At 62.9% G+C, this 24,455-nt stretch carries 24 protein-coding genes; 15 read left to right on the top strand and 9 right to left on the bottom strand.

Annotated features, from left to right (window positions below; translation table 11 throughout):
- Positions 1-73: 73 nt before the first annotated feature.
- Positions 74-892, bottom strand: a complete 819-nt coding sequence (locus ACFQ6H_RS18865; protein WP_378647851.1) for an AraC family transcriptional regulator — start codon at positions 890-892, stop codon at positions 74-76.
- A 91-nt stretch (positions 893-983) separates the two neighbouring features.
- Between ACFQ6H_RS18865 and ACFQ6H_RS18860 the strand changes: the two genes are divergently transcribed.
- On the top strand, positions 984-1,355 hold the full coding sequence (locus tag ACFQ6H_RS18860; RefSeq protein ID WP_378544411.1) for a cupin domain-containing protein: 372 nt from the start codon (positions 984-986) through the stop codon (positions 1,353-1,355).
- On the opposite strand, the gene ACFQ6H_RS18855 is transcribed toward ACFQ6H_RS18860, so the two are convergent.
- The 4 genes from ACFQ6H_RS18855 to ACFQ6H_RS18840 form a co-directional block, all read right to left on the bottom strand.
- Complete coding sequence (locus ACFQ6H_RS18855; protein WP_378647849.1) at positions 1,356-2,084, bottom strand: HD domain-containing protein; 729 nt, start codon at positions 2,082-2,084, stop codon at positions 1,356-1,358.
- 209 nt (positions 2,085-2,293) lie between these two features.
- A complete protein-coding gene (locus tag ACFQ6H_RS18850; RefSeq protein ID WP_378647847.1) occupies positions 2,294-2,890 on the bottom strand; it encodes a CHAP domain-containing protein in 597 nt (198 codons plus the stop codon).
- A 17-nt stretch (positions 2,891-2,907) separates the two neighbouring features.
- Positions 2,908-4,479, bottom strand: a complete 1,572-nt coding sequence (locus ACFQ6H_RS18845) for an MDR family MFS transporter (protein ID WP_378647845.1) — start codon at positions 4,477-4,479, stop codon at positions 2,908-2,910.
- A gap of 32 nt (positions 4,480-4,511) precedes the next feature.
- A complete protein-coding gene (locus ACFQ6H_RS18840) occupies positions 4,512-5,144 on the bottom strand; it encodes a TetR/AcrR family transcriptional regulator (protein ID WP_378533195.1) in 633 nt (210 codons plus the stop codon).
- Between the two features lie 104 nt (positions 5,145-5,248).
- On the opposite strand from ACFQ6H_RS18840, the gene ACFQ6H_RS18835 reads away from it, so the two are divergent.
- The 4 genes from ACFQ6H_RS18835 (at position 5,249) to ACFQ6H_RS18820 (ending at position 8,637) form a co-directional block, all read left to right on the top strand.
- A complete protein-coding gene (locus tag ACFQ6H_RS18835) occupies positions 5,249-5,602 on the top strand; it encodes a zinc ribbon domain-containing protein YjdM (RefSeq protein WP_378647843.1) in 354 nt (117 codons plus the stop codon).
- A 100-nt stretch (positions 5,603-5,702) separates the two neighbouring features.
- On the top strand, positions 5,703-6,734 hold the full coding sequence (locus ACFQ6H_RS18830) for an ABC transporter substrate-binding protein (protein ID WP_378647842.1): 1,032 nt from the start codon (positions 5,703-5,705) through the stop codon (positions 6,732-6,734).
- A 51-nt stretch (positions 6,735-6,785) separates the two neighbouring features.
- Positions 6,786-7,205: a DUF1622 domain-containing protein gene (locus ACFQ6H_RS18825; protein ID WP_378544393.1), complete on the top strand. Its 420-nt coding sequence runs from the start codon at positions 6,786-6,788 to the stop codon at positions 7,203-7,205.
- Between the two features lie 31 nt (positions 7,206-7,236).
- Positions 7,237-8,637 (top strand): DUF2252 domain-containing protein, encoded by a 1,401-nt coding sequence (locus ACFQ6H_RS18820; protein WP_378647841.1) that lies wholly within the window; start codon positions 7,237-7,239, stop codon positions 8,635-8,637.
- Between the two features lie 4 nt (positions 8,638-8,641).
- Here ACFQ6H_RS18820 and ACFQ6H_RS18815 read toward each other — a convergent pair whose 3' ends face one another.
- The 3 genes from ACFQ6H_RS18815 to ACFQ6H_RS18805 all read right to left on the bottom strand — a co-directional run bounded on the left by ACFQ6H_RS18815 (position 8,642) and on the right by ACFQ6H_RS18805 (position 10,987).
- Complete coding sequence (locus ACFQ6H_RS18815; protein ID WP_378647839.1) at positions 8,642-9,358, bottom strand: SRPBCC domain-containing protein; 717 nt, start codon at positions 9,356-9,358, stop codon at positions 8,642-8,644.
- A 2-nt stretch (positions 9,359-9,360) separates the two neighbouring features.
- The gene (locus tag ACFQ6H_RS18810) at positions 9,361-9,990 is read right to left on the bottom strand and encodes an ArsR/SmtB family transcription factor (RefSeq protein WP_378533183.1); all 630 of its coding nucleotides are present in this window, start codon (positions 9,988-9,990) and stop codon (positions 9,361-9,363) included.
- Between the two features lie 73 nt (positions 9,991-10,063).
- On the bottom strand, positions 10,064-10,987 hold the full coding sequence (locus ACFQ6H_RS18805; RefSeq protein WP_378533181.1) for a neutral zinc metallopeptidase: 924 nt from the start codon (positions 10,985-10,987) through the stop codon (positions 10,064-10,066).
- A 163-nt stretch (positions 10,988-11,150) separates the two neighbouring features.
- Here ACFQ6H_RS18805 and aspS point away from each other — a divergent pair, with 163 nt between their 5' ends.
- The 3 genes from aspS to ACFQ6H_RS18790 all read left to right on the top strand — a co-directional run bounded on the left by aspS (position 11,151) and on the right by ACFQ6H_RS18790 (position 15,343).
- Positions 11,151-12,974: an aspartate--tRNA ligase gene (gene aspS, locus ACFQ6H_RS18800; protein ID WP_378647837.1), complete on the top strand. Its 1,824-nt coding sequence runs from the start codon at positions 11,151-11,153 to the stop codon at positions 12,972-12,974.
- An 18-nt stretch (positions 12,975-12,992) separates the two neighbouring features.
- The gene (locus ACFQ6H_RS18795) at positions 12,993-13,970 is read left to right on the top strand and encodes a DUF389 domain-containing protein (protein ID WP_378647835.1); all 978 of its coding nucleotides are present in this window, start codon (positions 12,993-12,995) and stop codon (positions 13,968-13,970) included.
- Between the two features lie 191 nt (positions 13,971-14,161).
- Positions 14,162-15,343 carry a kinase gene (locus tag ACFQ6H_RS18790; RefSeq protein ID WP_378544381.1) on the top strand — a complete coding sequence of 394 codons (1,182 nt, stop codon included), beginning with the start codon at positions 14,162-14,164 and terminating at the stop codon, positions 15,341-15,343.
- Between the two features lie 68 nt (positions 15,344-15,411).
- On the opposite strand, the gene ACFQ6H_RS18785 is transcribed toward ACFQ6H_RS18790, so the two are convergent.
- Positions 15,412-15,792: a nuclear transport factor 2 family protein gene (locus ACFQ6H_RS18785; RefSeq protein WP_378445930.1), complete on the bottom strand. Its 381-nt coding sequence runs from the start codon at positions 15,790-15,792 to the stop codon at positions 15,412-15,414.
- 171 nt (positions 15,793-15,963) lie between these two features.
- Between ACFQ6H_RS18785 and ACFQ6H_RS18780 the strand changes: the two genes are divergently transcribed.
- From ACFQ6H_RS18780 to ACFQ6H_RS18750, 7 genes are all read left to right on the top strand, one after another.
- On the top strand, positions 15,964-17,307 hold the full coding sequence (locus ACFQ6H_RS18780) for a replication-associated recombination protein A (RefSeq protein ID WP_378446117.1): 1,344 nt from the start codon (positions 15,964-15,966) through the stop codon (positions 17,305-17,307).
- A gap of 77 nt (positions 17,308-17,384) precedes the next feature.
- Complete coding sequence (gene alaS / locus ACFQ6H_RS18775) at positions 17,385-20,057, top strand: alanine--tRNA ligase (RefSeq protein ID WP_378445931.1); 2,673 nt, start codon at positions 17,385-17,387, stop codon at positions 20,055-20,057.
- Positions 20,058-20,059: 2 nt separating this feature from the next.
- A complete protein-coding gene (gene ruvX, locus ACFQ6H_RS18770; RefSeq protein ID WP_230815526.1) occupies positions 20,060-20,593 on the top strand; it encodes a Holliday junction resolvase RuvX in 534 nt (177 codons plus the stop codon).
- Positions 20,590-21,900, top strand: coding sequence for an endolytic transglycosylase MltG (gene mltG, locus ACFQ6H_RS18765; protein WP_378647833.1), 1,311 nt, complete (start codon positions 20,590-20,592; stop codon positions 21,898-21,900). Before ruvX ends, mltG begins: the two co-directional genes overlap by 4 nt.
- Complete coding sequence (locus tag ACFQ6H_RS18760; protein WP_378647831.1) at positions 21,890-22,729, top strand: shikimate dehydrogenase; 840 nt, start codon at positions 21,890-21,892, stop codon at positions 22,727-22,729. The genes mltG and ACFQ6H_RS18760 overlap by 11 nt, the downstream gene beginning before the upstream one ends.
- An 89-nt stretch (positions 22,730-22,818) precedes the next feature.
- Complete coding sequence (locus ACFQ6H_RS18755) at positions 22,819-23,463, top strand: prepilin peptidase (RefSeq protein WP_378647829.1); 645 nt, start codon at positions 22,819-22,821, stop codon at positions 23,461-23,463.
- A 226-nt stretch (positions 23,464-23,689) separates the two neighbouring features.
- Positions 23,690-24,388 carry a S1 family peptidase gene (locus ACFQ6H_RS18750; RefSeq protein WP_378630279.1) on the top strand — a complete coding sequence of 233 codons (699 nt, stop codon included), beginning with the start codon at positions 23,690-23,692 and terminating at the stop codon, positions 24,386-24,388.
- Positions 24,389-24,455 lie beyond the last annotated feature (67 nt).

Here is a 24,455-nt window from a genome sequence, read left to right as displayed (position 1 = left end):
TCATTCAGTGCACACAGGCTCCAGCTGACTGGAAACAGTGCCTGCTCGATGAAACCGGTGCCAGGTGCTGTGGCTAGCGCTCTCTGCCGGCCACGTTCAGTGCGTATCTGCCGGGTGGCGCCCCGATGTGCTTGACGAAGTGTCGCGACAAGTGGGCTTGATCGTGGAATCCGACGTCGACGGCCACATCCGCTAATTCGCGCCCCGCCAGGATTGCGCGTCGTGCCAGATCGATCCGGCGTCCCGTGACGTACTTGTGAGGCGGAAGGCCATAGTGCGTCGCGAAGTTCTTGATCAGGTAGGTGGGGTTCCGCTGCAGAATGCTCGACGCTTCTCGCATCGTGATCCCCGTTGTGAGTCGCGCATCGAGTAGCTCCCGAAGTTGATCGGCAACGCGTTCGTCGACGGTGGGAGTGTGACGGACTCGACCTGCGTGCGGTGTGAGGATTTCGTTCAATCTTTCACCGAGGAACCCCAGGCGACTTTCGGCCTCGAGTGATTCGCCGTGCGGGCCGAGTGCCGAGTGCAGCTGATCGATACGGTGGCGCAGCAGGGGGTCGCGAATCTCGGGACAGTCGACTGCTCGGCCTACCAGTTCCTCGCCGAGAACTGACGTTTCGAGATAGAGGATTCGTTGCCGAAATCCGGCCTCGGTGACCGGGACTCCGTCGTGCGCGATGCCGGGCGGCAACAGTGTCACGATCTCAGGGGCCGCTCCGTGTGCTCGGTGGTCGAGGTCGTACGCAATCGTTCCGCGGTCGACGAGCATCAGCGACCACTGATCGTGCGTGTGCTTCGGATACGCGTGGCCGACAAAATCGGCATGAAAGACCTCGGTGATTCCCTCGAGGCCCGGTGCCCACGCGGTGATCTGTGCGCCGTGTGGATCCATGTCAGAAACGTACAAGACGCACCGGCCTCGGGTGACGAAGAGTGGTGCGGGTTCGTCGTCGCAGTGATGGCGAGCCAGAGGGAGGAACACCATGGACAGTTCGGCAACAGCGATATCGCTCCGCGAGAAGTTCGGTCAGTTCACCGAGCACTGGTCACCCAAGAAGATTGCGTCACTCAATGACTACGAGATCAAGATCGTCAAGATAAAGGGAGAATTCGTCTGGCACACCCACGCCGACACCGACGAAATGTTTCTGGTGACAAAGGGGCAGATCCGAATCCAACTGCGCGACGGAGATGTTTCGCTGGGGCCCGGTGAATTGTTCGTTGTACCTCGCGGAGTCGAACATTGTCCCATCGCCGAAGAGGAAGCGGAGGTGATGTTGATCGAACCCGTGGGCGTGGTGAATACCGGGAACGTCGGAGGATCACGAACCGCGGTGCTCGAGGACTGGACGTAGCTAGCGGCTCTTCCAATCCAGGGGATTGGTTCGGAGCGGCAGTGCCATGCCCGATCTCCAGAGCGTCGCCGCGCGAGAGAGCGGGCGGAGCTTGACCTCGCGCCGCATCGACTGTGCGAACTCGTCGGTGAACCCGGTTCGCGGGTACTCCGCGATTGCTGCATCAACAGCTGCTCGCGGTACTTCTGGTGCACGTCGACCGGCAACGTCGAAATGTGCTGCGGCGTGCAGCAGATAGGCGTCGGCGCCCGCATCGCGATCGACAGTCAGATCCATGTGCAGACGGATCGCTTCGCCGATTCGCTGTGTCGACCTCTCCGAGGCGCCCACTCGGGTCGCGAGTTCTTGCGCGTCGGCGGCGCTGATGTAGGTGAAACACCCGTGCTCGGTCGATCCCTCTGCGCCCAAGCCGACATCGTGAAGCGCACACGCGGTGAAGAGATCTTCTGGGTCGTACTCGATCGCATCGATCTGCGCGAATACGTCGGCCCAGATCCAGCAGCGCAGGCTGTGGTTCAAGACCGCGGGGGAGAGGGAGGCTTTGGCGTGATCGAGCGCTTCGCTGCACAGCTTGGTGTCGGGGAGTGAGCGTTTGCGCAGCTCGAGTGTCCGAGTGGGGTAGCGGCCGAGCCGGAGTCGGAGCATCGACGGAGTACTCATGGCCTGCGCAGCAGCCGCGCGGGCCATGAGTTGCAACTGCTCGAGGGTGGTCAGCTCACCGGGGCGCATCGAATTCCTGTCTGAGGTAGGGGACAGCTGGATACGAATCTAGTTGCCAGATCCGGTCCTTCGCCTGGGATCAATATCTGTCGACGACGGAAACACTGGATTATCCGAATATTTCGAATCCGTTTGCTCCATCCAACGGTCAAACCAATTCAGAAATCTCGCCGCCCACATCAATGGAGTTTCATCACGCAAAGACGGCGGGGGGTGGCTCAGAGGACACCGAACCCGACGATTCCCGGAACTTCCGAGGGCACTATGCGGTGAAGCATGACTTTGTTGTTCTCGTTTCCGCCGACGGTTGTCAGTGTGCCGGCGTCGTTGATCAGAACGACGTTGACGTGTTGCCCGAAGGGGCTCGAGTCGCCGTACAGGATCGTGTCGCCGACCTTCGGTTGGTAGTTCTGACCGTAGGGGACAAATGCGTCGACCGACTCGTAGTACTCCTGCAGCGTGTACACCCCGGGGATGCGCCACGAGCCGGAGTTGGGGTTCGAAAAGGGCGTCCCGATCTGGTTCATCGACCAGCTCACGAAATCGGCACACCACGATTCTTCGACACCCTCGGCGTATTTGCTGCCAGGACTGCCCGATGCCCATTCCTGTTCGAGGACGGTCAGCAGCGCACTCTGCTGAGCGGTCAGCGTGCTGTGGTCCACCGTGGGGAACGAGTCGAGGTTCTCGCCGGCAAGGGCGTCGTCGCCGCGGGCGAACCACCAAAATACGCCGGCAACAACGACAACCACTACAACGCCGAATACGCCCAGAACAGCGAGAGTGCGTCTGGGCGTATTCGGTGCGTGCGACATCACGCCACGATAGTCAATTACTCGAGCGGGGGTGCCGATCGATCGATCGTCGTCGCGAGCGGCTTCTCCTTGACGAAGAGCAACAAGACGACCGCTGCGATGACCAAGGGGACGAGGTACAGGAAGATCGGCGCAAGCGCATCGTTGTATGCGCCGACGATGATCTCGCGAACCTGGCTCGGCAACTTCCAGAGAATTCCCGGTGTCAACGAGTTCTCATCTCCACCGGCTGCGCCTCCGTTTGCCGGCAGTCGTTCGGACAGCAGATTGGTCAGGCGCGAGGCGAACAGGCTGCCCACGATCGCGCTGCCCAACGAAGCACCGATCTGACGGAAGAAGTTGTTCGACGCAGTGGCAGTTCCCACTTCAGCGGCGGGAAAGGTGTTCTGCACGATCAGGATCAGGATCTGCATGACCAGGCCGAGCCCGATGCCCATGAGTGCGATGTAGCAACCGAAGACCAGCAGCGAAGTCGAGGGCGTCAGACGCGACAGCAGGACCAGAGCAACTGCGACGATCGACGTTCCGACGATGGGGAAGATCTTGTAGCGGCCGGTCTTGCTGACCAGCTGGCCGGAACCGATGGAGGCGACAAGCAGGCCTGCCATCATGGGAATCATCATCAATCCTGCTTCGGTGGCGTTCTTGCCGGTCACCATCTGGATGTAGGTCGGCAGGTAGGCGAGCGCGCCGAACATGGCGATTCCGATGATCAGGCCGGCGACTGTGGTCAACACGAAGTTGCGCTGAGCGAACAGATGCATCGGAATTACCGGTTCGTCGGCACGCTTCTCGACGAAGACAAAAGCCATTGCCGTCACGACGCAGCCGATGATCAGCCCGATGATGACGGCTGATCCCCAGGCGTAGGTGTTTCCGCCCCAGGTCGTGAACAGGATCAGACATGTCGCTGACGTCGCGACGAGAACCATGCCCAGATAATCGATGCGAGGCTTGCCGAGGTTCGGCTTCCGCAGGTGCAGAAATGCCATCGCGCTCGCGATGGCGAGTAGGCCAAGGGGGATGTTGATCCAGAAGGCCCAACGCCAACCGATGCCTTCGGTGAACCAGCCGCCGAGTAGGGGACCGGCAACCGAAGCCAGCGCGAACACACCGCCCATCGCACCCATGTATCGGCCGCGTTGCCGGGCCGGAACGACGTCGGCGATGATCGCTTGGGACAGCAGGATCAAACCGCCGCCGCCGAGTCCTTGTACTGCGCGACCAGCGATAAGTGTGGTCATGTCGTGGGACAGACCGCCGATCACCGAACCGACGATGAAGATGCTGATGGCGCCGATGAAGAGGCCCTTGCGGCCGATCAGGTCACCGAGTTTTCCGTACACCGGCATCATGACGGTCGAGGCGAGGATGTACGCCGTAGTCACCCAGACCATGTGGTTGACGCCGTTCAATTCGCCGACGATGGTGGGCAACGCGGTGCTGAAGATCATCTGATCGAGCGATGCCAGCAGCATGGTGATCATCAACCCGACAAAAACGAGGATGATCGACCGTTTGTCTGGCGCGGCGTCGGTGTCGGTGTGCGCGCCGTCGGGGTCGACGGTCGCAGCTTCTCGAGTGGACATGAAGTTCCTTAGTTCAGTGACGGCTGGCGAAATCAGTTCGCGGATCGGAGAATTCGAGCCATCAGGAGTAGTGCAGGGTCCAGCAGTTCGGTTCTGGGGCCGGCACGTTCGCTGCCCTGCCATTTTCGGAAGACGTAGCGCATCGCTGCGCCCGCTGTGATGACCGTCGCGGTGGCTTCGTCTGCAGCGGCGGTGTCTGCCGGAAGTTGTCGATAGTCGGGGCGCCCACGCAGCTCGCGCGTCAAGAGTCTGGTGAGTGTGTCTTCCAGGTCGTGGAACGTGGCCAGGTGCTGTTGCAAGAGTGTGGGATGCCGTTCGAACAATTCGCGTCTGTGCGCGAGCAGGTCGGGCCGCTCGTCGACGATCTGCATCGCCTCTTCGAAGACCGCGAGCGCGCCTCGGAGTGGATCGTCGGGGTGCTCGTTGATCAGCGTGATCATGGTCGTCTCGCTCGGCACGACGAGCATGAGCCCACCGATTGCGGCGTCCTTGGTCGGAAAATAATTGAAGAACGTGCGTGTCGACAGGTTGCAGGCTTCGCAGATCTTCTCGACGGTCACTTCGTCGTAGCCCAGTCCGAGGACGAGTTCGACCGCCGTGTGCTCGATCAACTGCCTCGTGGCAATTCGCTTTCGTTCACGCAATCCGAGTGTTTCGGTTCCCATTTCATCCATACTTGCACAGAGTGCAAAGTTTCATCGAGTGCAATATTTGTCTCAAGAACGGTTCATGAAGTGCCAAAATGGGAATCGCGCGCCGGCTGGATAGGATGACCCGCGTGGAAGACACCCTGCCCCCATGCCCCGAATGCACCGGCGAATACACCTATGAAATGGGTGCGCTGATGGTGTGCCCGTCCTGCGCACACGAGTGGGCACCAGCCGATGGTGCAGGTGAGGGTCCGGGAGTGGTGAAGGACTCTGTAGGAAACGTCCTTGCGGACGGAGACACCGTGACGGTGGTCAAGACACTCAAGGTGAAGGGCAGCCCCACCGGTATCAAGTCGGGTACCAAAGTGCGCAACATCCGCCTCGTTCAGGGCGTCGGCGACCACGACATCGATTGCAAAGTCGACGGCATCGGACCGATGCAATTGAAGTCGAGTGTCGTCAAGAAGGTATGACCGGATAGCAATAGATGTCGGCTCGAAATCCTGTTCAGTTTCGACTGTTCGATCGCCACAATCGAGGAGATTCTCGACTGCCGAACGAATGGACCGAACTGTGTCGAACTCGATTTGCCTGCACCCCGCACTCGAAGACCCCGCACTGGATGCTGACGAGCAGTGGAACCGCATCGTCGATGCGCTGACGCGCCGGGGTTTCCTCGGCGCCGGGCTCGGCGCGGCGGCCGCGACGCTTCTGGCAGCGTGCAGCAGTGACGAAAACGGCTCGGAGTCTGCAGGTCTCGTCACCGTGCAGGACGAGACGGGCAGCGTCGAGATTCCGACGGATCCCCAGCGGGTGGTCATCGCCCATGTCAGCGCCATGGCGACGGTGCTCGACCTCGGTGTGCCGCCGGAGAAGATCGTCGGCGGCTTCTTCGGTCTCGAAGGTGTGGGCAGCGATGCGGTGTTGCGGACGATGCCGGAGGCCGCGAACATCCCGAACCTCGGCACGGCCGGAACCTGGAACAAGGAAGCCATCATCGGTGCGTCGCCCGATCTGATCGTCATGCTCCTGACCGCCGGAAATGCTTATGCAGCAAAGTCCTACGACGAACTCTCGGCCACCGGTGTTCCGGTGTTCGCCGGCTTCAACGGGTTCCTCACGTGGGACGAGATGAAGAAGTTGGTCACCTCGATGGGCGTCGCGGTCCGACGCGAAGACGCTGCCGCGGAATTGAACGCGCGAACGGAAGACCGACTCCTGGCAATCAAGGATCGACTCTCGGCACTCGGCTCGCTGCCGTCGGTAACCCTCCTGCGCACAGGCGAGAACGGTGTTGTCTACAACCAGGTCGACGCTCTTCTCGACGCACTCGGATTCCCCGGTGATCGAGCCACGTCGGAGGAGTTCACGCGCACACTTTCCGCGGAGCAACTCGATCAGGTCACCAGCGACGTGATCATCGTCGGCGCTTTCCAGGACCAGCAGGACGTCCGCGCCCAGTTGGCGACGAACCCGCTGTGGGAGCGGCTTCCCGCTGTCCGCTCCGGGAACGTCCACTACGTCGACGACAGCCTGTGGGGCTCGGGCTATTCTCCTCGCGCGACACAGCTGCGGCTCGACGACATCGAGCGGATCTTCAGCTGACACCGTCGTGTCCTCTCGACTTATCGGTGAGTTACCTCGAGAATCATGACCATGGACAAAATCAGGTTCTTCGAGCTTGTCACCGAATGGTTCGAAGTACTTGGTGTCGTCGCCATGGTTCTCGGGTTCGTCTTCGCATTTGTGATCGCGGGACGCGCGTGGTCTCGAACGCGCGACGGTAGTTCAGCGTTTCGGACTCTGCGCGAATCCATGGGCGCGGTCATCCTTCTCGGGCTCGAGATCCTTGTTGCAGCCGATCTGGTCAAGACTGTGACGTCTTCACCGTCGCTGACCGATGCCGCAGTTCTGGGCATGATCGTGCTGATTCGAACCGTGCTCAGCCTGTCGATTCAGATCGAGATCGACGGGGTACTTCCGTGGCGCAAGGCGTTGGTGTCCAGTCCGGAACTCCTGGTACGCGCGGCGCGCGGATCAGGAGGCCGAGCGATGCCCGACGCGTCGAGTTCGTAGCGATAGCCGTTGCGAGTGAAAGGTCGGGCAGATGACAGCAGTGCGCACCGAACATCTCTCTGTAGACGAGCGGCGGGCCCGCGGCCGCCAGGCGCGTAGAGACACCCCGCTGGCGGCGCTCGCGGATCTCGCCGACAGCGACCGCGACCCGATTTCGCTACTGGAAGTGCAGGCGAAATCCCGGGTCCAGGACCTGGTACCCATTCGCTACGGGCGGATGTCGGCGTCGCGATTCTCGTTCTTTCGGGGTGCTGCGCTGGTGATGGCCGACGATTTGTCACGCAGCCCGGATTCGGGCCTTGCCAGCCAACTCTGCGGTGACGCACATCTGAGCAATTTCGGGATCTACGCAACGCCGGAGCGGAAGTTGGCGTTCGACATCAACGATTTCGACGAAACCTACCCGGGCCCGTTCGAATGGGACGTCAAGCGACTGGCCGCAAGCTTGGCGATCGCCGCGAAGGACAACGGATTTTCGGGCAAGGAGCGAAAGAAGATCGTTCGCGGATGCGCGGCCGAGTATCGGGAAACCATGATCACCCAGGCAGGATTGGGAAATCTTGCAGTCTGGTACTCGCACATCGCACCCGAGGACGGGCTCGAGGCCCTCCAGATCGACCTGAAGAAGCGCATGCTCGCTCGTACACAAGCGACGCTGGACAAGGCTCGCCGCCGCGACAGTGTGCAGGCGGCAGGCAAGTTCACCGAAATCGTCGACGGCCGGCGACAATTCATCAGTGATCCCCCATTGATCGTGCCCGCAAACGAGTTGTTCGCCGGGACCGATCTCACGCAGATCGAGGACCTGTTGCGCCAACGTGTCCGGTCGTATCGCGACACACTGCAATGGGATCGGCGCGTTCTCCTCGACGCCTTCGAGATGACGCACATCGCCAGGAAAGTCGTGGGCGTCGGAAGCGTCGGAACACGCGCGTGGATGATCCTCATGAAAGGCGTCGACGACGACGATCCGTTGATTCTGCAGGTCAAGGAGGCGCAGCCCTCGGTGCTGTCCGGCTACGTCGACGGCCCGACCTTCAAGAACGAAGGGGAACGCGTCGTCAACGGGCAACGCTTGATGCAAGCGACGAGCGACATTTTTCTCGGCTGGGAACGAGGGCCGGGGCTCGACGAGGGCGAGCACGATTTCTACATTCGCCAACTGCGCGACGGTAAAGGGTCGGCAGTCATCGAGGAGATGGTGCCGGAGGGTTTGGAACTCTACGGGCGCCTGTGCGCGAGGGTCCTCGCCTACGCGCATGCTCGCTCGTCCGACCGGATAGCGATCGCCGAATATCTCGGTGACGGAACCGAATTCGATTTCGCGATCGGGGAGTTCGCGGCTGCCTACGCCAAACGCAACGCTCGCGATCACGCCGCTCTGCTGACCGCGATCGACAACGGTCGTATGTCAGCAGAGCGGGGAGTGTGACGACTCAGGCGAACACGCCGGTGAGCCAGGCCTGCCACGCTGCCGTCGCTGCGTCACCATCCGCATCCGCGGCGAAGAGGTGATGGGCCGCGTCGACGTTGCCGCCGAAAGCGTTTCGGCCGTAGAACCGAAGCAAGGCGTTCTCGGTGCGCAAGCCGATGAACCAGTCGTTGACGTAATCGACGATTGCTTCGATGGTCCCGATTCCGGGCACATTCACCGTCACCGTGTCGCCGACGGCGGTGTCTCGGGTGATTCCAAGTGCGCCGCGAAGTGTATTCATGGCCTCCGGCGCGCTGGAGGCCTCCGGACCCTCGGCCGAGACGTACGTGGTGGCACTACCGGCAAAGTACTGCACGTACTGGCCGAGACTGTGAAGGTAGAAGTCGGTGTGCTTGCTCGCTCCGTCGTACTGGTTGTCCCAGTCCTCGGCAAACACTCCAGCGTGGACGTAGCGGACAACGGCGGTGCTCTCGTCGCGTGCTTCGACAACGTATTCGAGGTTGTTGAACCAGCCGTCGGGGCCTTGCATGTGGATGGCAAGTTCGCTGGGCGGCTCCCAGGTCGCGATGATCGGGCTGTCCGGGCGGCTGCCGTCGGCGGGGATCTCGAGAGGAGAGGGGAACATCCAGCCGGCCGTTTCGGCCGAGATGGCGGCCCAGATCTGCTCGGGAGTTCCGGGGACGACCACCTCGCGGCGGATTTCGAATTTCTCGGACATTGCTACTTCTCCGTTTCGGGCGCGTCGATTGCCTGGGGTGTGTTGACAGGGGGTGTGGTGAGGCTGGGATGCAGGGCGACAACGAGGCGGTGTTTGCGTCCGCCCTCGGAATTGCCGCCGTGGTACTTGGCGACGAGTGAGTTGATCGATTCGCCGAGTTCGCCGGCGAATGCGGCGCGGTCGGATGCAGTCGCAAAGGTGATGTCGCTGTCGATGGCAAAGGACGCCAACGGTTTTCCGGCCGCAGTCGCCCCGGCGATCAGCTCGCCGACCTCTCGGACGATCCGCGCCGCCAGAGTGACGAGCCAGCGCGCCGAGAGCTGATCCGGGAACCGGCTCGGGTCCGGGGCGAGCGCAGACATGGCGGCGGGGGAGATGACGTACGACGCGGCGCTGGCCTGCATGATGCGCTCGGTCATGTTGCCCCGCTTGCGTTCCTCGACGAGTTCGACAAGGCCATGCTCTTCGAGAGTGCGTAAGTGGTAGTTCACCTTCTGGCGTGTCAGTCCCACCCGAGGCGCCAGCGAGGATGCCGATCCCGGCACCGCCAATTCGGCCAGAATCCGTTGCCGTATCGGGTCGAGCGATGCCTCCGCGGCAGCGGGGCGATCGATGACTGCTACTTCCAACATGAGAAAACCATCCCACCGACAATAAATTCTGTCAAGACAGAAAAAATTGTCAGCAGGATGGTTTCGGGGTTCTCTACCGCTTCAGGTCGGGTGGGTTGTTCAGATCCCTCGCCGAGTAGGTGTCACACGAGGAGACCTGGCCTGTTTGATATCCAGTTGCGAACCACGCCTGACGTTGCGCGGACGATCCGTGTGTCCAGCCTTCGGGGTTGACCCGACCGGTCGTGGACTTCTGGATGCGGTCGTCACCCACCGAGGAGGCCGCCGACAGTGCGTCGCGAATGTCGTTCTTCGACAGGGGCTTCAGGAAAGGCTGGCCGGTTGCCTCGTCGGGAATCGTGTCCGCGAAATGCGCCCAGACGCCGGCGTAGCAATCTGCCTGGAGTTCCGTGCGGACCGCGCCGGACTCCTCACCCTGCGGGTCGGCTTGCGCTCGGCCGATGTCACCGAGCTGATTCTGGATGTGATGACCGAACTCGTGCGCGACCACGTACTCCTGTGCGAGCGGTCCGGCGCTGGAACCGAAACGGTCGACGAGCAGTTGGAAGAAACTCGTGTCGAAGTACGCCGTCTGGTCGGCCGGGCAGTAGAACGGACCGACATCACTCGACGCCTGTCCGCACCCGGTGTTGACCGAACCGCTGAACAAGATGACCTCGGGTCGGACGTACGCCGTACCGGTCTGCTTGACCAATTGCTGTTCCCAGACATCGTCGAGGCTTCCGACGGTCAGGGTTACTCGGCAGTTCACGTCTGCGTTTGCCTGAGCGCCGGTGCACTCGTCTACCGAGGACAGTCCTGTCGATGAATTCGACGTCTCTGTCGACGTGCCCAGAAGTGAGCCGGGATCGCCACCGAACAGCAGCGCCAAGATCAGGACGATGATGCCGCCCGCGCCACCGCCGATCGCGATTTTGCCGCCCCGGCCACCGCCGCCCCCGCCGCCTTGAACCTGAACGCGTCCCGCTTCACCGCGAGCCCCCTCGTTGAAGGTCATCTATGTCCGCTTTCTGCTGTCGTGAACCAGTGCTTGCCGTCACTTCTGGAGATAGCTTCGCATGCGATGCGGGTCCGCGTTTCCGCTCTGCGCAGTTCGCTCCGTAGGATCGCAGGCAAAGTAGTCGGTCGTCGGTTATTGGAAGTAGTTCGAAAGGAATCCCGTGCTGCGCACACATCTCGCCGGTTCATTGCGACCCGAGCAGGCAGAGCAGACCGTAACGCTCACCGGTTGGGTAGCCAGGCGTCGTGATCACGGCGGAGTGATCTTCATCGATCTCCGTGACGCATCCGGAGTTGCGCAGGTAGTTTTCCGGGCAGGTGACGTGGCCGAGCAGGCGCACCGTCTGCGCGCGGAATACTGCGTCCGCGTGACCGGAACGGTCGAGGTTCGCCCCGAGGGCAACCAGAACTTCGAGATCCCCACGGGAGCAATCGAGGTCAACGCCACAGAACTCGAGGTTCTCAACGAAAGCGCACCGCTGCCGTTCCAGCTCGACGATCAGGTCGGCGAAGAAGCGCGCCTCAAGTACCGATACCTCGACCTGCGCCGTGAGGGCCCCGGCTCCGCAATTCGCTTGCGCTCCAAGGTAAGTGCTGCAGCGCGCGGCGTTCTCGCGCATCACGAGTTCGTCGAGGTCGAAACTCCGACGCTCACGCGCTCGACGCCCGAGGGTGCCCGTGACTTCCTGGTGCCCTCGCGCCTTCAGCCCGGCAGCTTCTACGCACTGCCGCAGAGCCCGCAGCTGTTCAAGCAGCTCCTCATGGTCGGCGGCATCGAGCGCTACTACCAGATCGCGCGTTGCTACCGCGACGAGGATTTCCGCGCCGATCGTCAGCCCGAGTTCACCCAGCTCGACATCGAGATGGCTTTCGTCAACCAGGACGACATCATCCTGCTCGCCGAGGAAATCCTGACGGCGCTCTGGAAGCTCGTCGGCCACGAGATCAAGACGCCGATCGACCGCATGACCTACAACGAGGCAATGCGTCGTTACGGCAGCGACAAGCCGGACCTGCGTTTCGGTATCGAACTGGTCGAGTGCGCGGAGTTCTTCAAGGACACGACGTTCCGCGTGTTCCAGGCCGAGTACGTCGGCGCTGTCGTGATGCCCGGTGGTGCAAGCCAGCCGCGCAAGCAACTCGATGCTTGGCAGGAATGGGCGAAGCAGCGCGGGGCCAAGGGGCTGGCGTATGTGTTGGTCGGCGAAGACGGCACCCTCGGTGGACCCGTCGCCAAGAACCTGACCGACGCCGAACGTGAGGGCCTTGCCGCTCATGTCGGAGCCCAGCCGGGCGACTGCATCTTCTTCGGAGCCGGTGCGACGAAGTCGACGCGCGCGCTCCTTGGCGCAGCCCGTGGTGAGATCGCACGCAAAAAGGACCTCATCGATCCCGACGCGTGGGCTTTCGTGTGGATCGTCGACGCTCCGATGTTCGAGCCGACTGCCGATGCCACTGCTTCCGGTGACGTTGCGCTGGGCCACTCCGCCTGGACGGCCGTGCACCACGCGTTCACCTCGCCGAAGCCGGAGTTCTTCGACACCTTCGACACCGATCCGGATTCCGCTCTCGCCTACGCATACGACATCGTCTGCAACGGCAACGAGATCGGCGGCGGCAGTATTCGTATCCACCGCAAGGACATTCAGGAACGAGTGTTCAAGGTGATGGGTATCTCCGAGGAAGAGGCGCAGGAGCAGTTCGGCTTCCTCCTCGACGCCTTCGCCTTCGGCGCGCCTCCGCACGGCGGAATTGCATTCGGCTGGGACCGCATCACCGCGCTCCTCGCCGGCATGGATTCCATCCGTGAGGTCATCGCGTTCCCGAAGTCCGGCGGCGGCGTCGACCCGCTGACGGATGCGCCGGCACCGATCTCGGCTCAGCAGCGCAAGGAGTCGGGTATCGACGCGAAGCCCGAGAAGAAGTCCGAGGAGAAGAAGTCAGAGGACAAGAAGTCCGAAGGCGACACCGGCGAAGCCAAGTAGAGCCGACACCGGATCGCCATGCTGCATTTGCGGGTGATCTGCCCGACCGAGCGCACCGAGCAAGTTCTCGGTGCGCTCGCGTCGCAGCGGGGCGCGACACACATCGTCGTATTACGTGATGTCGCAGTTCATCCTGCCGGTGACATGGTGGAGGCCGACGTCGCCCGTGAAGCGGCCAACGACGTCGTCGATGCCCTGAACGAACTCGGCGTCGCCGAGGACGGCGGAATGACGCTCGTACCGGTCGAGACGGTGTTGTCGGCGGCGGCGCGCAAAGCCGAGCGTGACGTGCCTGGTGATCCAGCGGATTCCGTCGTGTGGGAGGAATTGCTGTCCCGCACTCGGGAAGAATCAACTCTCAACGGATTGTTCGTCGCGTTCCTGACGATCGCGTGCCTTCTTGCCGCAATCGGCGTTGTCACCGACTCACAGATCACGATCGTGGGCGCAATGGTCGTCGGCCCCGAGTTCGGGCCGCTGGCGGCCCTTGCGGTGGCACTGGTGCGGCGCGACCGACGGTTGCGCCGACGCTCGATTCTTGCGCTCGCCGTCGGATTCCCCATCGCGATGGGCGTGACTCTTGCTGCCACGTTCGTGGTGAAGTTCTTCGGATGGATGGACGTCGTCAGTCTCGAATCACTCCACGAGGTCGATTTCGTCTACAAGGTCGGGCCAATTTCCTTTGTCGTCGCCCTCCTCGCCGGCGCGGCCGGAATGCTGGCGCTCGTCTCATCGAAGTCCGCCGCCTTGGTCGGGGTGTTCATCTCGGTCACCGCAGTTCCCGCCGCTGGTTTCGCCGTGGTTGCGGCAACGAACGGGGAGTGGCGGATCGCCGGATTGTCGTCTCTGCAACTGGCGGTCAACCTGCTCGGGATAGTCATCGCCTGTGTACTCGTTCTCTGGGTCAGAACGCGGGCCGACGAGGAATTCGAAGCAGCGTTGAAGGGCATTTCTCGATTTGTCGACGAGGACGACGACGCGGACAAATCGGCGTGAGGTTGTATTTGCGGAGTTCTGCTCACGAGTAGAAAAATTCTCGTGAGAACTGTGTGCCGATGTGGCGATTAGGGACTTTCGTCATCACCGCACGTGGGAGCCTATTTCTGTCGTTGTGAGCCCTCGGATTTACGAGCCTGCGCGGATGAGCTGGGCATGATCGGAGTCACTAACGGGTAAGTTGGTCGGTGATGACCGCATTACTGGCAGACCCCGTTTCCGAAGTCGTCGCAGCTGCTGAGCAGTTGCTGACACGCCGCACAGGGGCACCCGTAACCCTGGTGGATCCAGTCGATCTCGGGGGGAGTGGCCGCACCGTCGTGCTGCGCGTCCGTGTCGCCGAGAATCCGTTCTCGTTGCCTCGCACACTGGTGATCAAGCAGGTCCGCGACAACTTCCAGGGAGCTACCAAGACGGCGATTGCGCTCCCCGCCGCATCCGAGGGCGACTTCGACGTCGAAACCGCCTTCCTCCGTGAAGCGGTGTCGTATCAGTTCGCCAACGCGCTTGCCAAGGACGCTCGCCCCGGCGCGGAACTGTTGGCGTCCGACCTCGACGCTCGTCTCCTGATCCTGAGTGATCTCGGCGACGCCACCGCCATCAGCGTCCGTCTCGAAGACTCCGACCCGGACACCGTCACGCACACGTTGATGGCCATGGCGCAGGCCATGGGCCGCATGCACGCCGCGACCGTCGGTCGTGAGGACGACTTCACCGCGCTGCTGCGTCGCGCCGAGGTCGCCCATTGCTCCGACGAAGTAGCGGATCAGGTGGGACGCGCCGTGGCCGGCGTTCCCACCATGCTGGTGCAAAATCTCGGCATAGATGTGAGTTCGGACATTCTCGAGCAGGTCCAGCATGCACAAACGCTGTTCAGTGGCGGCCGGTTCCGCGCATTCAGTCCGTCGGACCTGTGCCCGGACAACATCATCGTCAACGACGACGGCGTGCAGTTCCTGGACTACGAGTGGGGCGGCTACCGCGACGCCCTCCTCGACATCACGTACGCGCTGGTGTCGTTCCCCGGTTGCCTGTGCAACATCGACCTGACCGAAGAGCGGGCGTCTGCGATGGTGGATGCCTGGCGGGCCGAGGTCGTCGGGATGTGGCCCGCCCTGGCCGACGAGGCCGAGTTGGGACGCAGGATCGTCGAAGCCCAACTCATCTGGGTCTGGCTCAGCACCTACCTGTACCTGCCCGAAGACCATTCACGTATCGCTGCGGTCCGAGAGCACTATCTCTCGATCCCGCGCGCCGACGCACTGGTGGGACGCTGGGCCAGGCTCGCACGGTCGGCGCAGCTCGCCGGCAACGACGCCGTCGAGTCACACGCCCGCGAGGTCGTGGCGGCGTTGCGCACCGAGTTCAGTTGAGTCTCTGACCACATGCAGACGGGCGCCCGTGCACGCAGCACGAGCGCCCTATCTTTGTCGAGGTCCGCTCAGTTGTCGGAGACCAGATCGCTCTCGGACAGGTCCGTCGCTGCGAGCGCCGTCGCCAGATCAGGATGCCGGAACGTCGACGTGACCTGATCCGCCACGACCCGGAACGCCGAGGCCACAGTTGCGGACTTGTCCGGTTCGGCCGCCCACGTTGCAGTCTGTTCGACGACGACCACGCCGTGGTGGACGTACATCTTTCCGGGGACGAGTGTGATGCCGGCGTTGGTGGCCCACTCGCGCAGGGCAGCGAGTCCCTGGCTCGCGCCCTTGGGGCCGCCGACCTCGATGTCGTCACTCGACAACTGCAGCAGTGTGTCGATGTCTTGGGAGTTGAGTGCATCGTGCCACGCGAGGACGGTGGCGATCTCGGAGGTGCTCATGGCGACAACGCTATCCAATGCTGATTCCCAGCGGGGTGAGGGCTGGCGGAACAGCGGATTGTGTCAGGCGTCGGTGGTCTCTAGTAGCGTCGATTCGTGAGCGATTGGCAAGCGGAAGACAGCACGGTGGCGGAAGACGGCCTCTTCGAGGCAACACCGGAAGAGTCCGAGATCGACGAACCAGATGTCGTGTCGGTAGCCGAGCGCGCTTTGTCCTCGGTGCCGCCCGGTGCTCCTCTGGCTGTCCGCATGCGCCCGCTCACTCTTGGTGAGGTTGTCGGGCAACAGCACTTACTCGGGCCCGGCGCGCCACTGCGCAGAATGGTCGAGGGATCCGGCGCCGCATCGGTGCTTCTGTACGGACCTCCCGGCACCGGCAAGACCACGCTTGCATCGTTGATCTCGGGTGCAACCGGCCGCCGGTTCGAGGCCTTGTCTGCTCTGTCCGCGGGTGTCAAGGAAGTCCGCGGTGTCATCGAACTCGCGCGCCGTCGCCTGCTGAACGGCGAACAGACGGTTTTGTTCATCGACGAGGTTCATCGTTTCTCCAAAACCCAGCAGGACGCCTTGCTCGCCGCAGTCGAGAACCGGATCGTTCTCTTGGTCGGCGCGACCACCGAGAACCCGTCGTTCTCCGTCGTCTCCGCGCTGTTGTCGCGCTCGTTGGTCCTGCAACTGCAATCGCTCACCGCTGCCGATGTCCAGGAACTGCTCGAGCGTGCGGTCGCGGACGAGCGAGGGTTCGGGGGAGCGATCACGATCGACGACGACGCGATGGAACACCTCGTCCGTCTGGCTTCCGGCGATGCACGCCGAGCCCTGACGGCACTCGAGGCCGCTGCCGGGGCCGCACTGGACACTGCAGGTGACGCGCCGGGTCCGGTGGTGCTCGACCTCGCGACCGTCGAGGCCAGCGTCGACAAGGCTGCGGTTCGGTACGACCGTGCCGGAGATCAGCACTACGACGTCATCAGCGCATTCATCAAGAGCATTCGCGGCTCCGACGTCGACGCCGCGCTGCACTACCTCGCACGGATGCTGACCGCGGGCGAAGACCCTCGATTCATCGCACGGCGTCTGGTCGTTCACGCCAGCGAAGACATCGGCATGGCCGATCCGACAGCTCTGCAGACTGCGACCGCCGCCGCGCAGGCAGTGCAGCTGATCGGCATGCCCGAGGCGCGTCTTGCTCTGGCACAAGCCACCATTCATCTGGCGACAGCCCCCAAATCGGGTGCGGTCATCGCCGCTCTCGGCGCTGCCATGGCCGACGTGGCCGCCGGAAAATCCGGACTCGTACCGCCGCATCTGCGTGACGGGCACTACAAGGGCGCCGAGCAATTGGGCAACGCAGTCGGTTACAAGTACCCGCACGACACACGTGATGGTGTTCTGCGGCAACAGTATCCGCCGGACGATCTGGTGGGTGTCGACTACTACCAGCCCACCGCGCACGGCAACGAGCGAGAGATCGCCGATCGGGTGAGCAAACTCCGCCGAATAGTTCGTGGCTGACGCCTGCCAGGTTCCACCGGTCGACGCGTTAGTCTGGACACCCATAGCTCGACGCTCTTGAAGGTAAGGACCGGTTAGTGCAAACCCACGAGATCCGCAGGCGATTCCTCGACCACTTCGTCAAGGCCGGCCACACCGAGGTGCCCAGCGCCTCGCTGATTCTCGACGACCCGAACCTTCTGTTCGTCAACGCGGGCATGGTTCCGTTCGTGCCGTTCTTCCTCGGGCAGCAGACGCCGTCCTACTCGCGCGCGACGTCCGTGCAGAAGTGCGTCCGCACCCTGGACATCGAAGAGGTCGGCATCACCACCCGCCACAACACTTTCTTCCAGATGGCGGGCAACTTCTCCTTCGGTGACTACTTCAAGAAGGAAGCCATCTCCCACGCCTGGCAGTTGCTGACAGGTTCGGTCGAGGACGGCGGATACGGCATCGATCCCACCCGCCTGTGGGCCACCGTCTACCTTGACGACGACGAAGCATTCGCGATCTGGCGCGACGAGGTCGGTCTGCCCGAAGAGCGCATCCAGCGCCGCGGCATGAAGGACAACTACTGGTCCATGGGCATCCCGGGACCCTGTGGACCCTGCTCGGAGATCTTCTACGATCGCGGCTCCGAGTACGGCGTCGAAGGCGGCCCGGAAGCCGACGAGGACCGCTACATCGAGATCTGGAATCTCGTGTTCATGCAGAACGAGCGCGGCGAGGGCACCAACAAGGGCGACTACCCGATCCTCGGACCGTTGCCGAAGAAGAACATCGACACCGGTATGGGCGTCGAGCGCGTCGCGTTCCTGCTGCAGGGTGTCGAAAACGTCTACGAGACAGATCTTCTCCGCCCCGTCATCGACAAGGCCGCCGAACTGACCGGCAGTGTCTACGGGACCGACCACACTTCAGACGTCCGTTTCCGGGTCATCGCCGACCACGCACGCACCGCCGCGATGTTGATCGCCGACGGTGTGAACCCCGGCAACTACGGCCGCGGGTACGTCCTGCGTCGGTTGCTGCGTCGTATCGTGCGCTCGGCCAAACTGCTCGGCAGCGAGCAGCCCACCATGCGCGAGTTCATGATCGTCGTCCGCGACACGATGGCGCCGTCGTACCCGGTTCTGGAAACCGACTTCACGCGCATCGAGAACGTTGCCGTCGGTGAGGAGACCGCGTTCCTCAAGACGCTGGCCTCGGGATCGGCACTCTTCGAAAATGCTGCCGAGTCGGTCAAGTCGTCCGGAAAGTCGGTCATCGCCGGCGATCAGGCGTTTGCACTGCACGACACCTACGGCTTCCCGATCGACCTCACGCTCGAAATGGCGTCCGAGGCCGGTCTCACCGTCGACGAAGACGGTTTCCGCTCACTCATGGCCGAGCAGCGTAAGCGCGCCAAGGACGACGCGCAGGCTCGTAAGCACGCTCACGCCGACCTCACGGTCTACAAGGAACTGCTCGATCGAGGCGCCACCGAGTTCACCGGTTTCGACGAACTCGTCTCCGAGGCTCACGTTCTCGCGTTGATCGTCGACGGCGTCCGCGTGCCGGTGGCGAAGGCCGGCCAGGACGTCGAGGTCATTCTCGACCGAAGCCCGCTCTACGCAGAGTCCGGCGGACAGATCGCCGACATCGGTTCGCTCACCGCTCCGGGCCTCGAAGCCAAGGTCAACGACGTGCAGAAGATCGCCAAGAAGGTCTGGACGCACAAGGTGACGGTCAAGAAGGGCGAGATCACCGAGGGTGACGTCGTCCTCGCACACGTCGATGCCGAGTGGCGCAAGGGCGCAACCCAGGGGCACTCCGGTACCCACATGGTGCACGCTGCGCTGCGTCAGGTGCTCGGCCCCAACGCGGTGCAGGCCGGCTCGCTCAACAAGCCGGGTTACCTCCGCTTCGACTTCTCCTGGCAGGGCGCGCTGTCCGAGTCCCAGAAGCAGGACATCGAAGCCCTCACCAACGAAGCCGTGGCGTCGAACTACGCGGTCAACACCTTCGTGACGGACCTCGACAAGGCCAAGTCGATGGGTGCGATGGCACTCTTCGGCGAGAACTACGGCGACGAGGTTCGCGTCGTCGAAATCGGCGGCCCGTTCTCGATGGAACTGTGCGGCGGTACTCACGTCGGAAGCTCCGCTCAGATCGGTCAGGTCACGCTGCTCGGTGAGCAGTCGGTCGGCTCCGGAATCCGACGCGTCGAGGCGTACGTCGGTTTGGATTCGTACCGCTACCTCGCCAAGGAGCGCGCGCTTCTGGCCGGACTGTCCTCCTCACTGAAGGTTCCTTCGGAAGAGGTGCCTGCTCGAGTCGAGGCACTCGTCGAGCGACTCAAGGTGGCAGAGAAGGAACTCGAGCAGACCAAGGCCAAGGCTGTGCTGGCGTCGGCAGGCGAGTACGTCGCCAAGGCCAAGCGCATCGGCAGCGTCCTGGTGATCGCCGAACCGGCTCCTGCCGGAGTCGGTGGAAACGATCTGCGCAGCCTGGTCACGGACATCAAGGGTCGCCTCGGCTCCGAACCTGCCGTCGTAGCTCTCCTCGGTGACGTCGACGGCAAGGTTCCGTTCGTGGTCGCCTCGAGCAAGGCAGCTCAAGGTCTCGGTGTGAAGGCCGGCGAACTGGTCGCGTCGTTCGGACCCAAGATCGGCGGCCGCGGCGGCGGAAAGCCCGACATGGCCCAGGGCTCGGGTTCGGACTCCGCAGGAATCCCGGCGGCGCTCGATGCGATCCGGGACAGAGTCGGAGAGCTGGCGGGCGGCAGCTGACGGTGGTGGCTACGCAGCAGGGTCCCGATCGCCCCGGCATCGACGACCCTGGTCGCGGGCGGCGCATCGCCATCGACGTCGGCAGTGTTCGCATCGGCGTCGCGTCCAGCGACCCCGACGGCATCCTCGCGACACCGGTGGAAACGGTTCCACGCTCGAAGGAGCGTGGGCCCGACGCGCCGGATATCCGGCGCATTATCGACATCGTGTCCGAATACGAGGCCGTTGAGGTTATCGTCGGACTGCCACAGACGCTGCGCGGTGAGCAAGGTAAAGCCGCCGGTATCGCGACTGCATTCGCCAAACGACTGCAGCGGGCCGTCGAACCGATCCCGGTGAGGCTGTCCGACGAACGACTGACGACTGTCACGGCTGCGCGCAATCTCCGCGAAAGTGGAGTCAAGGCACGCGGTCAGCGGCCGATGATCGATCAGGCTGCGGCGGTGGAAATCCTGCAAGGCTGGCTGGACGAGCGGAGTAGAGCTGTGAAACCAGGGGAGTCGTCGAAGGACGCTGCACTGGAGGGCGATCTGTGAACGCGCGGTGGGATGAGGGCGGCGGAAGCCGGCCCACCAGTTCGTTCGACTTCGACAACGACGAGACAATGGTCATGCGTGCGCTGCCGCAGAACATCGATCCGCCGCACATGTCGCGAGCCGAGGCACGCAAGCAACGCGAAGCGCGCAACAAGCGCGCCAAGCGAGGCAAGAAGGTCGGTGTTCTCGCCCTGCTGGTGTTGGTGATCGCAGTCCTCGGTGTCGGTGCATACGGCGCTCTCTGGTACATGGATCGCAACAAGACCGCGGAGGATTTCGCCGGCCCCGGCGGCGCACCCGTGGTCATCCAGATCAACAGTGGAGAAACCGCATCGGAAATCGGTGCGACGCTCGAGGCGAAGAACGTCGTCGCGAGTTCCGCTGCTTTCTACAACGCGGCGATCGCCAATCCGTCGGAGATCCAGAAGGTGCAACCCGGCTTCTACCAGGTGCCGGTGCAGAGTAGCGCCGCGAGCGCACTCGACACCTTGGTTGCCCCGGACTCCCGAGTCGGCAGTGTTGTCATCGCCGAGGGGCGTCAGCTGCACGACAGTTCGGATGCGCAGACGGGCTCACTCAAGAAGGGCATCTACAACCTCATTTCCGAGGCGAGTTGTGTAGGCCCGGTTTCCGCTCAGAAATGCGTATCGACAGATGAATTGAACACTGCGGGAGCATCTTCCGATCTGGCTTCGCTCGGCGTCCCGGACTGGGCCATGTCTTCGGTCAAGAGCGTTCCGGACAAAGATCGTCAGCTGGAAGGTTTGATCGCCGCCAGCAGTTGGGATTTCGACCCGACTGCGACGCCCACCGAGATCTTGCGTGCGTTGGTCGAGGGCAGCGCAGCCAAGTACGAGGCCACCGGGATTCTGACAGCCGGAAGCGGCGTCGGGATGTCGCCGTACCAGTTGTTGGTAGCAGCGTCGTTGGTCGAGCGTGAGGCATTGCCTGGCGACATGGCCAAGGTCGCGCGAGTGATCGTCAACCGACTCGCCGTCGATCAGCCGTTGCAGTTCGACTCCACGGTCAACTACTCACTCGACACCACCGAGGTCGCCACCACGGATGCCGACCGTGAGCGCGTCACTCCCTGGAACACGTACGCGATGCCCGGCCTGCCCGCGACGCCTATCGCTTCGCCGAGCATCGACGCTCTCAAGGCCGTGGAATCCCCGGCAGACGGTGACTGGTTGTACTTCGTCACGATCAACAAGGAAGGCCAGACGCTCTTCACCAAGAGTTACGAAGAGCATCTCGCCAACATCGAACTGGCACAGCAAAGTGGGATTCTCGACAGTGGACGGTAGTACCGCGGCAACACTCGAGACGCCGCGTAAGGCAGCTGTTCTCGGAAGTCCGATCGCTCACTCGAAGTCGCCGTTGCTGCACCTTGCGGCGTACGAGGCTTTGGGGCTGAGCGATTGGACCTACGAGCGGATCGAGTGCACCGGCGAGCAGTTGCCTGCCCTCGTGGATTCACTCGGCCCCGAATGGGTCGGACTCTCGGTGACGATGCCCGGCAAGATCGCGGCACTCGAGTACGCCACCGAACGCACACCGCGGGCGGTGACCATCGGCTCGGCCAACACCTTGGTTCGCATCGATGGCGGTTGGCGTGCCGACTGCACGGACGTCGACGGAGTCAGTGGTGCCCTGATCGCCGGCGGTGTCGGCGATCTGAGCGGGAGTTCGGCGGTAGTTGTCGGCGCGGGCGGCACCGCGCGGCCGGCACTGGTCGCGTTGGCCGACATGGGAGTTCGGGCAGTCACCGTGGTCGCACGTGATCCGGGACGCGCATCCGGTGCCATCGAATGTGGTGGCGCTGTCGGGTTGGACGTTGATCTGGTTACGTTCGACGACGCACGGCTCGGTGGGATCTGCGCCGAATCCTCGGTCTTGGTCAGTACTGTTCCCGCAGATGCGGCAACGCCCTTCGCCCAGCAATTGGGGAAGGCGCGGTTTGTCCTCGACGCGATCTACAACCCCTGGCCGACGCCACTCGCTTCGGCTGTCGAGGCGGCTGGTGGCACGGTGATCGGTGGCCTCGAGATGTTGCTCAATCAGGCCTTCGGACAGGTCGAGCAGTTCACGGGCAAGCCCGCTCCGCGAGAGGCCATGGCAGCCGCTGTCGCCTAGCTCTGTTCACAGGGCCCAGGTAGTCCACAAGACGATTCGTAGTCTGCCGCTGGTGAACGCCAGACCCCATGCTCGAAACCATGTGGACAATGGTGGTCTTGGCAGGCGCTGGGGTCGTCGCAGGTGCCTGCGCTCGGGCGATCGCCGACAGTTGGTTGCGGCGACACGGTTATCGACCAGTCACGACTCGCTGGTGTGCGCCGCAGTGCGCCGTCGCAACAGGTTGGGTTGTCGTCGGTGTGCTGAATACTTCAGTGGTGCAGCTAATTTCAGGTCTCGCTGTGGTGTGGTGGTGCATTGCGATCTCGACTGTCGACCTGGCTGTGCGCCGGCTGCCCAACAGTTTCACCTTGCCGGGTTACGTAGTCGTGATGGTCTACGCGACGGTGTCGGGAACGGTGTGGGCAGCCGCGGTGGGATCGGCACTGCTCGCCGGAATCCATCTCCTGGCGCACGTGATGTCGCCTGGATCCATGGGTCTAGGCGATGTGAAGCTTTCTCTTCCGTTGGGTGCGCTGACCGGATTGGTGGGAGCGGACGCCTGGCTGTGGTCGTTGACCTCCGCGTCGGTACTCACTGCAGCTCTGGGTATGGTGCTCGAACTTCGAAGACTCGAACGGCGAAAGCTGGAACGTCGAAAATCGGGTCCGGTAGCCCACAATTCGCCCATCGCGCACGGGCCTTCGATGTGCCTGGCAGCATGCGGTTCGATTGCGTTTGCCGGGTGGACGTGACGAGCGCAACGTTCACGAAAAAAGCTCGCGTCATTGAGGATTCAACGACGGACCGTGATCTGCAGGAAAGACGTAACCGTCGGTTTCATATGTTCGGCCGTCGTAGGCGCGCAGTCCCAGTATGCGGCGAGTCGGACTTGCCGAATGTCCACATACTGTCGTTCACTGTGGTTTCGGAAATGGGACAAAACGAATCTCGTTTCGCACTCGATTATCGGGGGAACCTATGCGCACAAGGCTTTTCGTCGCTGCCGCAGCCTGTTTGGCGGCTGTGGCTGCAGGGGCAGGCGTCGCCGGCGCCGCGCCTGCACCATCGTCGGTGGCACTGGGCGGGGGCTCAGGAATCCTGCTGCCGGACGTGGATCACTCCAATCCCGACCGAGTTGCGGCGTGCACGTTGACCGCGGTCGGCTATGACAACGCCGGTTCGCTCGTGGCACTCACCGCCGGACACTGCGGAGTTGTCGGCGACCGAGTGTTCGCCGAATACCTGCCCGAAGCCGGCCCTATCGGCCGATTCACCTACTCGAGTCCGGTCTCGGACATCGCCGTCATCGATCTCGACGACGCAAAGGTTGCTCCGCTGCGTACCGTCGGCGGCACGACGATCAACGGTATCGGCGCCCCGCCGGCACCGGGCACGATCGTGTGCAAGGAAGGCCGTTCGACCGGTAACACGTGCGGTATCACCTGGGGCTACGACTCCGTCTACGGAGAGATCGTCGAGCACACGTGCTCGATTCCCGGTGACTCCGGTGGACCACTCGTCGTCGGCGATCGCCTGGTGGGGTTGATCAGCAACGGTTTCGAACCGTACTGCTTCGAGCCGCTCCCGCCGCCGTTCCACGCTCCCGACAACTCGGCCGACATCAACATCGGATTGGCTGACATCAACGCCAACGGTGGAGGATTCCGCCTTCTCTAGACCCACAGGTACTGCTGATATGGCCCACACGCATCGTGCGTGTGGGCCATCTGTGTTCACCTGGAGG

Origin of the sequence: Rhodococcus sp. NPDC056506 (assembly GCF_042794945.1) — a bacterium.
GTDB lineage: Bacteria > Actinomycetota > Actinomycetes > Mycobacteriales > Mycobacteriaceae > Rhodococcus_F.
The sequence above is the reverse complement of the archived record's forward strand: the minus strand, read 5'-3'. Positions and strand labels throughout refer to the sequence as shown.

Excerpts from the sequence above, each read along its gene's own strand:
- ACFQ6H_RS18865 (WP_378647851.1), bottom strand. The coding sequence starts at position 892 with ATGGATCCACACGGCGCACAGATCACCGCGTGGGCACCGGGCCTCGAG.
- ACFQ6H_RS18860 (WP_378544411.1), top strand. The coding sequence starts at position 984 with ATGGACAGTTCGGCAACAGCGATATCGCTCCGCGAGAAGTTCGGTCAG.
- ACFQ6H_RS18855 (WP_378647849.1), bottom strand. The coding sequence starts at position 2,084 with ATGCGCCCCGGTGAGCTGACCACCCTCGAGCAGTTGCAACTCATGGCC.
- ACFQ6H_RS18850 (WP_378647847.1), bottom strand. The coding sequence starts at position 2,890 with ATGTCGCACGCACCGAATACGCCCAGACGCACTCTCGCTGTTCTGGGC.
- ACFQ6H_RS18845 (WP_378647845.1), bottom strand. The coding sequence starts at position 4,479 with ATGTCCACTCGAGAAGCTGCGACCGTCGACCCCGACGGCGCGCACACC.
- ACFQ6H_RS18840 (WP_378533195.1), bottom strand. The coding sequence starts at position 5,144 with ATGGGAACCGAAACACTCGGATTGCGTGAACGAAAGCGAATTGCCACG.
- ACFQ6H_RS18835 (WP_378647843.1), top strand. The coding sequence starts at position 5,249 with ATGACCCGCGTGGAAGACACCCTGCCCCCATGCCCCGAATGCACCGGC.
- ACFQ6H_RS18825 (WP_378544393.1), top strand. The coding sequence starts at position 6,786 with ATGGACAAAATCAGGTTCTTCGAGCTTGTCACCGAATGGTTCGAAGTA.
- ACFQ6H_RS18820 (WP_378647841.1), top strand. The coding sequence starts at position 7,237 with ATGACAGCAGTGCGCACCGAACATCTCTCTGTAGACGAGCGGCGGGCC.
- ACFQ6H_RS18815 (WP_378647839.1), bottom strand. The coding sequence starts at position 9,358 with ATGTCCGAGAAATTCGAAATCCGCCGCGAGGTGGTCGTCCCCGGAACT.
- ACFQ6H_RS18810 (WP_378533183.1), bottom strand. The coding sequence starts at position 9,990 with ATGTTGGAAGTAGCAGTCATCGATCGCCCCGCTGCCGCGGAGGCATCG.
- ACFQ6H_RS18805 (WP_378533181.1), bottom strand. The coding sequence starts at position 10,987 with ATGACCTTCAACGAGGGGGCTCGCGGTGAAGCGGGACGCGTTCAGGTT.
- ACFQ6H_RS18795 (WP_378647835.1), top strand. The coding sequence starts at position 12,993 with ATGCTGCATTTGCGGGTGATCTGCCCGACCGAGCGCACCGAGCAAGTT.
- ACFQ6H_RS18790 (WP_378544381.1), top strand. The coding sequence starts at position 14,162 with ATGACCGCATTACTGGCAGACCCCGTTTCCGAAGTCGTCGCAGCTGCT.
- ACFQ6H_RS18785 (WP_378445930.1), bottom strand. The coding sequence starts at position 15,792 with ATGAGCACCTCCGAGATCGCCACCGTCCTCGCGTGGCACGATGCACTC.
- ACFQ6H_RS18755 (WP_378647829.1), top strand. The coding sequence starts at position 22,819 with ATGGTGGTCTTGGCAGGCGCTGGGGTCGTCGCAGGTGCCTGCGCTCGG.
- ACFQ6H_RS18750 (WP_378630279.1), top strand. The coding sequence starts at position 23,690 with ATGCGCACAAGGCTTTTCGTCGCTGCCGCAGCCTGTTTGGCGGCTGTG.